Raw genomic sequence first — 12,298 nt, 5'->3', positions numbered from 1 at the left:
TTTGAGTGGACCAGCAACGATCACATAAGGAACACGCCCATGCCCCCGTTGAGGTCACGCACCACCACCATCGGACGTAATGCTGCCGGAGCCCGATCCCTGTGGCGCGCCACAGGAATGACGGATTCCGACTTCGGAAAGCCGATCGTCGCCGTAGCGAACTCGTACACCCAGTTCGTACCCGGCCACGTGCATCTCAAGAACGTGGGCGAGATCGTTGCCGAGGCCATCAGTGCGGCCGGCGGCGTCGCTCGTGAGTTCCACACCATCGCAGTCGACGACGGCATCGCAATGGGCCACGGCGGAATGCTCTACTCGCTCCCGAGCCGCGAGATCATCGCCGACTCGGTCGAGTACATGGCAAACGCCCACACAGCCGACGCACTGGTGTGTATCTCCAACTGCGACAAGATCACTCCCGGCATGCTCAACGCTGCAATGCGTCTCAACATCCCGACCGTCTTCGTCTCCGGCGGTCCGATGGAGGCCGGTAAGGCAGTGGTCGTCGGCGGCGTGGCCCAAGCCCCCACCGACCTCATCACCGCGATCTCCGCCTCTGCCAACGATGCCGTGTCCGACGAGGGCCTCGACGAGGTCGAGCGCAGCGCGTGCCCGACATGCGGGTCCTGCTCCGGAATGTTCACCGCCAATTCCATGAACTGCCTGACCGAGGCCCTCGGCCTCGCATTGCCGGGCAACGGCTCCACGCTGGCAACTCACAAGGCTCGTCACGCACTCTTCTCTCGTGCGGGCACCACTGTGGTCGAGGCGGCCCTCAAGTACTACCGCGACGGCGACGAGTCGGTGCTGCCACGCAACATCGCGACCCCGGCAGCGTTCCGCAACGCGATGGCTCTCGACGTCGCCATGGGCGGTTCCACCAACACCGTCCTGCACACGCTGGCTGCGGCGCAGGAAGGCGAGGTCGACTTCGACCTCGACACCATCGACGCGATCAGCCGAAAGGTTCCGTGCCTGTCCAAGGTCTCTCCCAACTCGGACTACCACATGGAAGACGTCCACCGCGCCGGCGGAATCCCCGCCCTGCTCGGTGAGCTTCGCCGCGGCGGACTCCTCGAAACCGACGTGTCCACCGTGCACACCAAGAGCTTCGACCAGTGGCTCGACGACTGGGACATCCGCTCCGGCAAGGCAACCGACGAGGCAATCGAACTCTTCCACGCGGCTCCCGGCGGCGTGCGCACCATCGAACCGTTCTCCACGGACAACCGTTGGTCTGCCCTCGACACCGATGCGGCCGGCGGCTGTATCCGCGACGTCGAGAACGCCTACACCGTCGAAGGCGGCTTGGTTGTCCTGCGCGGCAACATCGCACTCGACGGCGCAATCCTCAAGACGGCCGGCATCGACGAGGAACTGTTCTCCTTCCAGGGCCCGGCGCTCGTCGTCGAATCCCAAGAAGAAGCCGTCTCAGTCATCTTGCAGAAGAAGATCAAGGCCGGCGACGTTCTCGTCGTGCGCTACGAAGGCCCCAAGGGCGGCCCCGGCATGCAGGAAATGCTGCACCCCACTGCCTTCCTCAAGGGCGCAGGCCTCGGTAAGGAATGCGCACTGATCACCGACGGTCGTTTCTCGGGCGGAACTTCCGGGCTGTCCATCGGTCACATCTCCCCTGAGGCTGCTGCAGGCGGAATCATCGGTCTCGTCCAGAACGGCGATCAGGTTCGCATCGACGTCGCCTCGCGCACGCTCGAGATCCTGGTCGACGACGACGTCCTCGCCGAGCGACGCGCGAAGATGGAGGCCTCGGAGCGCCCGTGGCAGCCGGTCGATCGTCAGCGCACCGTGACGACAGCACTGCGCGCCTACGCCGCTCTGGCAACGTCCGCCGACAAGGGCGCGGTTCGCTACGTTCCGTAAGTTCTGCCACGAATCGAAAAAGATCCCCGGCCGCCTTTCGGCCGGGGATCTTTTCTGCAAGCGTGCGTGCGGCTCGAGACGCGCGTAGCCGATGTGACAGTCACACAAGGTTTTCGGGCAGTCGGACGTGCGGCAACCAACTCAGCTCCACGAGAATGCTCGCCAACGGGCCACGGCAGAGGGTCGACAGAGTCGGGTTCATGTCACCTCGGAGAAGAACGCGGGACCGACTGCGTCCGAAAACGCCATACTTCCTCCGGTGCTGTATGAGCTTGAACCACAACCCAATCCGACCATCCCGTCGCCGACACACTCTGCCACGACGCGTGATCGACGCTCGATCGGATCCAGGTACGCGGTGGTCCTCTCGCCTGTCGCCCCGATACGGGTGAAATGGGACGTGCCGGCACAGCGACAGTGCAACTCATCGACAGCAAGACCGACCGACAGGTACCGAATAGTCGGGCGACACGCGGAGCACCAACGGAACGATATGAGCTATCAGACATTTCAGACCGAATCGCGCGTCCGGCTCGTGAGCGAATTCACTTGGACGTAGGGTTTCAGACACCAGCTGATCAATTCAGATACATGAGGGGGGATGACTTTCAGTCAGGTGATCATTTCGGTCAGTTCGAGCGAGCCGACTTGCACACGGCGCTCACCAGTGGTTCCCTCATCAGGTCGCTGAGACGCACATCACAACGACGACAGTCAGCCACCGCCCGTCACCCACAAGGTCGACGGGAAACAACCAAGGAGCAATACATGCCCGGAGTCGGCATATGGCGCACCAAATCCGTCGAGCAATCGATCGCGGACACCGACGAGCCTGAGACAAAGCTCAAGAAGGAACTGACCGCGAAGGACCTCACGGTATTCGGAGTCGCCGTCGTCATCGGCGCAGGCATCTTCACGCTGACTGCTCGAACCGCAGGCAATGTCGCAGGACCCTCCATTTCACTGGCATTCGTTCTCGCTGCCATCGCCTGTGGCCTCGCCGCGCTGTGTTACGCGGAGTTCGCCTCCACCGTCCCCGTCGCAGGCAGCGCATACACGTTCTCCTACGCCACGTTCGGGGAGTTCGCCGCCTGGATCATCGGCTGGGACCTCATTCTCGAGTTCGCTCTCGCCTCCGCCGTCGTCGGCAAGGGCTGGTCGCTGTACCTCGGCAACGTCATCGGGGCCAGCGGAAGCACCACCGCCCACATCGGTTCGATCAGCTTCGACTGGGGCGCTCTGCTCATCATCGGCGCGATCACGCTGATCCTCGCGATCGGCACCAAGGTTTCCTCGCGAGTCTCCGCAATCATCACCGCGATCAAGATCGCAGTAGTCCTGCTCGTCATCGTCGTGGGCGCGTTCTACATCAAGAAGGAGAACTACTCCCCCTTCATCCCGCCGTCCGAAGGAACCGAGAGTTCTGCAAGCGGAATCCATCAGACCTTGTTCTCCTGGCTGACCGGCGCAGGCGGAAGTAGCTACGGCGCTTACGGATTGCTCGCAGCCGCCAGCCTCGTGTTCTTTGCCTTCATCGGTTTCGACGTCGTCGCCACCACCGCCGAGGAAACCAAGAACCCGCAGAAGTCGTTGCCGCGAGGAATCTTCGGCTCGCTCGCCATCGTCACGGTTCTCTACGTTGCCGTCACACTCGTACTGACCGGCATGGTCAAGTACACCGAACTCAAGGACGGCAGTCCGTTGGTCGGCGATTCCAGCGCCACCCTCGCAACCGCATTCGAGGCCAACGGAATCGGTTGGGCACAAACCGCCATCAACTTCGGTGGCCTGGCCGGCCTCACGACAGTTGTCATGGTCATGATGCTCGGCCAGACCCGCGTCCTCTTCGCCATGTCCCGTGACGGCCTCATGCCGCGCAGCCTGGCCAAGACCAACGCCAAGGGCATCCCGATGCGCATCACGTTGATCGTCGGTGGCATCGTTGCCGTCCTGGCAGCGTTCTTCCCCATGGGCACGCTCGAAGAGATGGTCAACATCGGAACGCTGTTCGCCTTCGTCCTGGTTTGTGTCGGTGTCATCGTCCTTCGCCGCACCCGCCCCGACCTGCCGCGCGGATTCCGCGTCCCGCTGGTGCCGTTCGTTCCGATCGTCGCCGTGCTCGCCTGCGGTTGGCTGATGCTCAACCTCTCGGTCGAGACCTGGATCCGGTTCCTCGTCTGGATGGCCATCGGTGTGGTCGTGTACTTCGCCTACGGTCACCGCAAGTCGGTCCTCGGTCGCAAGCTCAAGGACGGAACGGCCATCCCGTCCGCGAACGCCGACCCGGTACTCGTCAAGGACTGATCCTTCACAAACGAACCGCCGCTCTCCGATTCGGAGAGCGGCGGTTCGTTTGTTCGACGGCGCGAGTTTCAGATGAGCGGATTGGCACCGTTCAGGAAGATCCAGGTGCAGACGCCGGCAGCGATACCGAGGATCAAAACCACGAGCGATCCGATAAACGGACGAGTTGCCCAGCCACGACGACCGTCGAGCGCAATACGACCTGGTCCCGTCAAAATGATGACGCCCGCACAGATTCCGAGCAGCATCTCGTACTCGGTCCCGGCCGGGGCGAAGTACTCCAGGCCGGGTGCGCTCGCCTGACGCAGCGCCCACGCATTGATCATCACCGCCAGAACCGACGCTGCCGCAACGGGAGTCAGCAACCCGAGGATCAGGAGGGCGCCACCTGCGACTTCACCGACGGCGCCGAGTATCGCCATCCACTTCGCCTGCTGGAACCCGGCGTCCGCCAGCATCGACTCGAACCCGTTCAGCCCCGGCCCGTTCCAGATACCGGTCAACTTCTGCAGACCGTGCACCAACGCAGTTCCACCGACGGCCAATCGCAGTGCAAGCAACCCGAGGTCGAGAGTGCCTCGGCCCCGCGGAGACTCAGTTGTACCTGCCACGGCTTCGGCGGTGGGAACGGCGGCGATCGGAGCGTCGTACGCCGTCTCACGCTCGAGAGCCACGGTCGGCTGATCCGCGCCAGGTGCTCGGTATGTCGGTATCTGTTCGGTCAGGGAGTTGGCGTTCGTGGAACCGAAATCGAGATCGTCGTCGGTCCGTGGCAACGGATTCTTGGCGCTCACCGTCGGAAATTGTTCGGTGGGCGAATCATACGGACTGGACACATTGCCCGTCGGCTTGTCCGCATCCGACAACTCGCTGGGATCTTTTCGCTCGTCAGTCACGTAGGTGAGCCTATGACCGATTCACGAACTCGACGGGGAACCTTGGTCCGGCGTGGCGGCATCTGCCGTGCATTACGTAACGTCTTGGGCATGACTACGGGTAGGCATGCAGCGCTGGGCGCACTGGCGCTGGTGCTCGGGACATCGTTGCTCGCAGGTTGCGCCGACTTCGACGAATCGACTGCCTCGCCGTTCACACCCGAACCGACCAACCAGGCCAGCGCGGAAGTGCAGCCGGAGAACCCGCCGCCGTCGACCACGCCGCCGGCGCCGCGGACCGGCCCCCTCGGACCGTGTCAGGATGCCGACACCGCCGTGATCGCAACCTGTCTCGACACCACGGGTGGGCTCGTCACACTCCCGGACGGGAACTCCGGACTGGTCGCCGAACGGCGGACCGGCCGGATCATGCAGGTAGCTCCCAACACGACACCGGTCGAGGTAGCCAAGATCGACGTCGACGGCAGCGGTGACGGCGGCCTGCTCGACATCGCACTCTCCCCCACGTTTGTCGAAGACAACTTGATCTATGCCTACGTCACCACCGGAACGGACAACCGGGTGGTCCGCATCGCTCCGGGTGACACCGCCAAGGAAGTACTCGGTGGAATCCCGCGCGGCGCGAGCGGCAACGGCGGGTCACTGGAGTTCGCGGCCCCGGACCAGCTCATGGTTCTGACAGGCGATACCGGAAACCCTGCGGTTGCTCAGGATCCCGCCTCGTTGGCGGGGAAACTCTTGCGGGTCCGATCGCTGACACCCAACGCTGCGCCGCCTCGCCCGGAAGTTGTTCTGTCCGGAATCGGAAACGGCGGCGGCGTGTGCGTCGATCCGGGAATCGCGACGTGGGTCACGGACCGAACCACTCTCGAGGATCGCCTCCAACGCGTCGGCGCCGACGGCACGGTGACATCCCCCGCGTGGACGTGGCCCGACCGCCCCGGAGTCGGCGGGTGCATCGCGGCGCAGGGAGTGGTAGCTGTCGCGCTGGGGGCCGGCAAAGCGATCTCGGCGCTGGCCGCAGATCCAGGAACAGGTGCCGTCACGACCGCGCCGTCGGCAGTGGCGAAAGACACGTACGGCCAGCTGGGCGGTTTGGCACTCGGATCCGACGGTTTGATGTGGGCGAGCACGATAAACAAAACCGCGGGCGAGCCGGGTCCGAACGACGACAAGGTGGTCAAGATCCCGATGCCGAGTGGCAGCGGCGGGATCGACTGAGCCGCCATGTCTGTTCGGTCACGGATCCCGTGACCGAACATGCACAGATGCGTACTCTTTTGTTAGCGGGGCTAAACACCACGCATTTGCCAGGACCGGTTGGCCAACCACGACAAAGGAGTCGGTATGAAGGCAATCCAGTACACGAGAATCGGCGCAGAACCCGAACTCACGGAGATTCCCAAACCCGAGCCCGGTCCAGGTGAAGTGCTCCTGGAAGTCACCGCTGCCGGCGTCTGCCACTCGGACGACTTCATCATGAGCCTGCCCGAAGAGCAGTACACCTACGGCCTTCCTCTCACGCTCGGCCACGAAGGCGCCGGCCGGGTCGCGGCCGTCGGCGAGGGCGTCGAAGGACTCGACATCGGAACCAATGTCGTCGTCTACGGACCCTGGGGCTGTGGCAGCTGTTGGCACTGCTCGCAAGGACTCGAAAACTACTGTTCTCGAGCAAAAGAACTCGGCATCAATCCTCCGGGTCTCGGTGCACCCGGCGCGTTGGCCGAATTCATGATCGTCGATTCACCTCGCCACCTCGTCCCGATCGGCGACCTCGACCCGGTCAAGACGGTGCCGCTGACCGACGCCGGTCTGACTCCGTATCACGCGATCAAGCGTTCACTGCCGAAACTTCGCGGTGGCTCGTACGCCGTCGTCATCGGTACCGGCGGTCTCGGCCATGTCGCCATCCAACTCCTCCGCCACCTCTCGGCAGCAACCGTCATCGCACTCGACGTGAGCGCGGACAAGCTCGAACTGGCAACCAAGGTAGGCGCTCACGAAGTGGTTCTGTCCGACAAGGACGCGGCCGAGAACGTCCGCAGGATCACCGGAAGTCAGGGCGCCGCACTGGTTCTCGACTTCGTCGGCTATCAGCCCACCATCGACACCGCGATGGCTGTCGCCGGCGTCGGATCGGACGTCACCATCGTCGGGATCGGCGACGGGCAGGCCCATGCCAAAGTCGGGTTCTTCCAAAGTCCTTACGAGGCTTCTGTGACAGTTCCGTACTGGGGTGCCCGCAACGAGCTGATCGAATTGATCGACCTGGCGCACGCCGGCATCTTCGACATCGCGGTGGAGACCTTCAGTCTCGACAACGGCGCCGAAGCGTATCGACGACTAGCCGCCGGAACGCTCAGCGGCCGCGCGGTTGTGGTCCCTGGTCTGTAGACCGACAGCGGCAAAACGACAGCGAAAAACACTGATGCCCGGCCGAATTCGATTCGGCCGGGCATCAGTGTCAGAAATTCAGTGTGCGCTAGCTGCACGCCTCGATGACAAGTTCCTTCACACGAGCCGCGTCTGCCTGTCCACGAGTGGCCTTCATGACGTCGCCGACGATCTTTCCGGCGGCCTGCACCTTGCCACTGCGAATCTTGTCCGCGATGTCGGGGTTCGCTGCGAGCGCTTCGTCGACGGCTGCCTTGAGCTTGGTTTCGTCACGTTCGACGACCAACTCCGGGTGGGCCGCGACAACCTGCTCCGGGTCACCCTCGCCGTCGAGGACGTGATCGACGACCTGGCGAGCCACTTTGTTGTTGAGCTTGCCGCTGTCGATGAGAGCTACGACCTGGGCAACCTGCGCCGGGGTGATCGGCAGAGCACCGAGTTCGACGCCACGGGTGTTCGCCTGCTGTGACAGGTAGGACAGCCACCAGGAGCGCGCTGCCTCGGGCGAAGCACCGGCCTCGGTGGTCGCGATCACCAGATCGATGGCACCGGCATTGACGAGGTCGCGCATGACCTCGTCGGAGATTCCCCAGTCCTTCTGGATCCGCGCACGGCGAATCCAGGGAAGCTCCGGCAAGGTACCGCGCAGTTCTTCGACCCACTCGGCGCTCGGAGCGACGGGCTCGAGATCCGGTTCCGGGAAGTAGCGGTAGTCCTCGGCCGTCTCCTTCCGGCGTCCCGCTGCGGTGGTGCCGTCGCCTTCCTGGAAATGGCGGGTCTCCTGGATGACCTCACCGCCGGCGTCGAGAACTGCTGCCTGACGGCGCATTTCGTAGCGAACTGCGACCTCGACGCTCTTGAGGGAGTTGACGTTCTTGGTCTCGGTGCGGGTCCCCAGTTCGGTGGAACCGATCGGCATGAGGGAGATGTTGGCGTCGCAGCGCATCGATCCCTGGTCCATGCGGACGTCGGAGACGTCGAGGGACTTCAGCAGATCACGAAGCGCCGTGACGTACGCGCGAGCTACCTCGGGGGCGCGCTCACCGGCACCGTGGATGGTCTTGGTGACGATCTCCACCAAGGGAACGCCCGCACGGTTGTAGTCGAGCAGCGAATGGCTGGCACCGTGGATACGACCGGTAGCGCCACCCACGTGGAGGGACTTACCGGTGTCCTCTTCCATGTGGGCGCGCTCGATCTCGACGCGCCACGTCGTGCCGTCGTCGAGGATCACGTCGAGGTAACCCTCGGTTGCGATCGGCTCGTCGTACTGGGAGATCTGGTAGTTCTTCGGCTGATCCGGGTAGAAGTAGTTCTTGCGTGCGAATCGGCCCCACGGCGTGATGGAGCAGTTGAGCGCAAGGCCGATCCGGATCGCGGACTCGACAGCGGCTGCGTTCACCACCGGCAACGAACCGGGCATGCCCAGACAGACCGGGCACACCTGGGTATTGGGTTCGGCACCGAACTCGGTGGGGCACGGGCAGAACATCTTGGTCGCGGTGCCGAGTTCTACGTGCACCTCCATACCCATCACAGGCTCGTACTTGGTCAGTACTTCGTCGTAATCGAGGATGTCGGGCGCATCGACAGCAGTCATGGTGATCAGTTTATGCGTCTGCGGCTCAGCCGAAGAATGCGGCTGCCTCCTCGTAGCGCTCCTTGGGCACCGTCTTGAGTTTGCGGGTCGCCTCGGCGAGCGGAACGAGGTCGATGGACGTTCCGTGCAACGCGACCATCTGACCGAAATCTCCGCGGTGAGCTGCGTCGGTGGCATGAACGCCGAAGCGAGTGGCGAGGATGCGGTCGTGCGGCGTCGGGGTGCCACCGCGCTGAATGTGCCCGAGGACGGTGGTGCGAACTTCCTTGCCGATGCGGCGCTCGATCTCGTTTCCGAGCTGCTGCGCGACACCGGTGAAGATCTTGTGGCCGAACTCGTCTATGCCACCTTCGCGCAGAGTCATCGACGCGGGATCGGGCATCGCACCTTCAGCCACGACGCAGATGAAGTGGGAGTCGCCACGCTGGAAGCGCTTCTTGACCATCGCGCACACCTCGTCGACGTCGAACGGCTGTTCCGGAACCAGAGTCAGGTGCGCCCCCGACGCCAGTCCGGCCTGCAGCGCGATCCAGCCCGCATGCCGGCCCATGACCTCGACGAGCATGACGCGCTGGTGCGATTCGGCGGTTGTGTGGAGCCTGTCGATGGCGTCGGTGGCGACAGCCAAGGCGGTGTCGAAACCGAAAGTCACGTCAGTGCAATCGATGTCGTTGTCGATCGTCTTGGGCACACCGATCACGGGTACGCCGCTCTCGGAAAGCCAACTGGCCGCGGTGAGAGTGCCTTCGCCGCCGATCGGGATCAGGACGTCGATCCCGTTGTCGTCGAGAGTCTGCTTGATCTGATCGAGGCCCGCACGGAGTTTGTCGGGGTTCACGCGAGCGGTGCCGAGGATCGTGCCACCGCGGGTGAGGATGCGGTTGATGCGGTCATCGGAGTCGAGCGGGACCTTGCGGTCCTCGAGCAATCCTCGCCAGCCGTCCCGGAATCCGACCACGGTACTGCCGTAACGACCGGCCGACGTACGTACGACGGCGCGGATGACCGCGTTCAAGCCCGGGCAGTCGCCGCCGCCCGTGAGGATTCCGATTCGCATAGTGCAGCACCTCTCGTGACCGGATTGTGGATCTTGGTGTCCATCTTCCCCCAGTCACCGTATTGCCGCAGGATAGCGGCGTTGCCGAGCCGCAACGCCGCGCCGCACGGGACCCCTAACCCGGCGTGACGAGCCCGCTTTCGTACGCCAGCACGACTGCCTGGGCGCGATCGCGCAGATCGAGCTTCGACAGCACCTTCCCGACATGGGTCTTGACGGTCTGCTCGGCGACGAACAGCCGCTCGGCGATCTCGACGTTGGACAATCCGCGGGCGATCAGTTCGAGGACCTCGCGCTCACGCGGGGTCAGGGCGTCCAGCGCTGCGGGCCGTGCGCGCGGGGCCGCCCGCCGGCTGGTCACATCGGCAATCAGACGCCGAGTCACCGTCGGCGCCAGCAAAGCCTGCCCTTCGGCAACGACGCGTACCGCCCGAATCAGCTCCTCAGCCGGTGCGTCCTTGAGCATGAAACCGCTCGCCCCGACGCTCAGTGCCTCGTAGACGTAGTCGTCGATGTCGAAAGTGGTGAGCATGAGGACTCGCACCGGTGGTTCCCATCCGGCGGACAGAATCTGGCGGGCAGCGTCGAGTCCGTTCATCTCGGGCATGCGAACATCCATCAAGACCACATCCGGACGCAATCGCGCGACCTCGGCGACGGCGATCTTGCCGTCCGGCGCATCGCCGATCACGCTGATGTCGGGCTGGGCGGAGAGTAGGGCTCCGAACCCTTGTCGAACCATCGCCTGGTCGTCTGCGATGAATACTGTGATGGGCACTCGGACAGCCTAGGCGGGCATCGACGGCAACTCGGCCCGGACCTCGAACCCTCCGTCCTGTCGCCGGTTTGCCAGCAGCATGCCGCCCACCGCCGAAGCCCGCTCTCGCATTCCGCGGATTCCGTTGCCACCAGTGGTTTCCGACGCCGAGTGCTGATTGCCACCCAATGGCGAAGGTCCGTTGTTCACGAGCGCGCTCACCGATTGCGGACCGAAGGCCACGGCGACCTCAATGGGTCCGCCTGGCGAATGCCTGGCCGCGTTGGTGATCGACTCCTGAATGATCCGGTAGAGCGCAAGGCCCGTGGATTCCGAGACCGACGCTCGATCGCCGTCGACTCGCCACGATACCGGCAAACCGGCACGGGTACTGCCGAGCAACAGTTCGTCCAACTGGTCGACGCCCGGTTGTGGAGCCGTCACCACGGTGTCCCCGTCGCTGCGCAGGACTCCGAGGAGGCCACGGATCTCGTTGAGCGCTGCTCGCCCTGTCTCACTTATCGATTCGAATTCGGTTCGGATCTCCGGAGTGACTGCATCGAGTCTGTACGGCGCACTCTGAGCTTGCACGACCACCATCGACATGTGGTGGGCCACGATGTCGTGCAAGTCGCGGGCGATCCGCGCCTTCTCCTCGAGGATCGTGCGCCGTGTGCGCTCGAGCTCACTGACTTCCTCCTGCTTGGCCAACTGGCGGCGCGAGAGAACCAACCAGCGGATCAACAGGCAGAAGACGACCAGGGCACTCAGCCCGACAGCCCAACCGGCGCCGTCGCTTCCCGGGGCGTTGCCGAGAAAGAGCAGCACTGTGGCGATCCAGGCGACACCGACAACCTGAATGGGCGCCCGCAGACTCACTGCGGCCAGCAACGACATCAGCACGATGATGTGGACGACCTGCCACGGGTAGCCGTAACCGGGAGTGTTGTCGAACACCAACGGGATGATCAACGCCGAGACCGCCGACACCGCCCACCCCAACGGAGCGTTGATCCGGATCAGGACGAACGGAAATGCAGCCAACGCGGCGACGAAGGGCATGATCGGCGGCGAAACATGATGCGTCAGTTGCAGTGTCGGCCAGGCAATCGAATAGAGGATCAGAGTGATCGCTACGATGACGATGTTCCAGAACTGACCGCGGGCCACGAAACTGGTTGCCCTACGCACTTTCTCCGAATGAACGACCGCCCCGTCGAGGCCGGACAGCATCGACCCGGCGGAGGCGTATGTCGGCGCGGGCACATCCGGTGCACCCTTGTTCTTCCTACGGACCTTGATCACTCGTCAAGCCTATGAAGGCGAACCCCGAAAGTCCTCATACTGCAGAGTGAGATCCCCCTACCTCCGAGGTATCACAGGGGAGGGAATTCTCACCCGAATGCGCG

The 12,298-nt window shown here is 63.8% G+C and carries 9 protein-coding genes; 4 read left to right on the top strand and 5 right to left on the bottom strand.

Annotated elements, in window-relative coordinates; translation table 11 throughout:
- The first annotated feature begins 39 nt into the window (after positions 1–39).
- Positions 40–1,881, top strand: coding sequence for a dihydroxy-acid dehydratase (ilvD, locus tag ASU23_RS20420; RefSeq protein ID WP_007729361.1), 1,842 nt, complete (start codon positions 40–42; stop codon positions 1,879–1,881).
- A 768-nt stretch (positions 1,882–2,649) separates the two neighbouring features.
- Positions 2,650–4,185: an amino acid permease gene (locus tag ASU23_RS20415; RefSeq protein WP_058038609.1), complete on the top strand. Its 1,536-nt coding sequence runs from the start codon at positions 2,650–2,652 to the stop codon at positions 4,183–4,185.
- Positions 4,186–4,253: 68 nt separating this feature from the next.
- On the opposite strand, the gene ASU23_RS20410 is transcribed toward ASU23_RS20415, so the two are convergent.
- Positions 4,254–5,081, bottom strand: coding sequence for a DoxX family protein (locus tag ASU23_RS20410; RefSeq protein ID WP_003944742.1), 828 nt, complete (start codon positions 5,079–5,081; stop codon positions 4,254–4,256).
- Between the two features lie 90 nt (positions 5,082–5,171).
- On the opposite strand from ASU23_RS20410, the gene ASU23_RS20405 reads away from it, so the two are divergent.
- A complete protein-coding gene (locus tag ASU23_RS20405; protein ID WP_003944688.1) occupies positions 5,172–6,302 on the top strand; it encodes a sorbosone dehydrogenase family protein in 1,131 nt (376 codons plus the stop codon).
- A gap of 126 nt (positions 6,303–6,428) precedes the next feature.
- Complete coding sequence (locus tag ASU23_RS20400; protein WP_042447438.1) at positions 6,429–7,475, top strand: NAD(P)-dependent alcohol dehydrogenase; 1,047 nt, start codon at positions 6,429–6,431, stop codon at positions 7,473–7,475.
- 88 nt (positions 7,476–7,563) lie between these two features.
- On the opposite strand, the gene gatB is transcribed toward ASU23_RS20400, so the two are convergent.
- The 4 genes from gatB to ASU23_RS20380 form a co-directional block, all read right to left on the bottom strand.
- A complete protein-coding gene (gene gatB, locus ASU23_RS20395) occupies positions 7,564–9,075 on the bottom strand; it encodes an Asp-tRNA(Asn)/Glu-tRNA(Gln) amidotransferase subunit GatB (protein ID WP_007729370.1) in 1,512 nt (503 codons plus the stop codon).
- A gap of 25 nt (positions 9,076–9,100) precedes the next feature.
- Positions 9,101–10,132 carry an ATP-dependent 6-phosphofructokinase gene (locus ASU23_RS20390; RefSeq protein ID WP_019747919.1) on the bottom strand — a complete coding sequence of 344 codons (1,032 nt, stop codon included), beginning with the start codon at positions 10,130–10,132 and terminating at the stop codon, positions 9,101–9,103.
- Positions 10,133–10,247: 115 nt separating this feature from the next.
- Positions 10,248–10,910 (bottom strand): response regulator transcription factor, encoded by a 663-nt coding sequence (locus tag ASU23_RS20385; RefSeq protein ID WP_007729374.1) that lies wholly within the window; start codon positions 10,908–10,910, stop codon positions 10,248–10,250.
- A 9-nt stretch (positions 10,911–10,919) separates the two neighbouring features.
- Positions 10,920–12,194 carry a sensor histidine kinase gene (locus ASU23_RS20380; RefSeq protein WP_058038608.1) on the bottom strand — a complete coding sequence of 425 codons (1,275 nt, stop codon included), beginning with the start codon at positions 12,192–12,194 and terminating at the stop codon, positions 10,920–10,922.
- Positions 12,195–12,298 lie beyond the last annotated feature (104 nt).

Origin of the sequence: Rhodococcus sp. KB6, from assembly GCF_001445685.1 — a bacterium.
In the GTDB taxonomy this organism is placed as follows: domain Bacteria; phylum Actinomycetota; class Actinomycetes; order Mycobacteriales; family Mycobacteriaceae; genus Rhodococcus_F; species Rhodococcus_F qingshengii.
The sequence above is the reverse complement of the archived record's forward strand: the minus strand, read 5'-3'. Positions and strand labels throughout refer to the sequence as shown.

What these genes read in the sequence shown, in the direction of transcription:
- ASU23_RS20405 (WP_003944688.1), top strand. Translation starts at nt 5,172, where the DNA reads ATGACTACGGGTAGGCATGCAGCGCTGGGCGCACTGGCGCTGGTGCTC.
- gatB (WP_007729370.1), bottom strand. Translation starts at nt 9,075, where the DNA reads ATGACTGCTGTCGATGCGCCCGACATCCTCGATTACGACGAAGTACTG.
- ilvD (WP_007729361.1), top strand. Translation starts at nt 40, where the DNA reads ATGCCCCCGTTGAGGTCACGCACCACCACCATCGGACGTAATGCTGCC.
- ASU23_RS20415 (WP_058038609.1), top strand. Translation starts at nt 2,650, where the DNA reads ATGCCCGGAGTCGGCATATGGCGCACCAAATCCGTCGAGCAATCGATC.
- ASU23_RS20400 (WP_042447438.1), top strand. Translation starts at nt 6,429, where the DNA reads ATGAAGGCAATCCAGTACACGAGAATCGGCGCAGAACCCGAACTCACG.
- ASU23_RS20390 (WP_019747919.1), bottom strand. Translation starts at nt 10,132, where the DNA reads ATGCGAATCGGAATCCTCACGGGCGGCGGCGACTGCCCGGGCTTGAAC.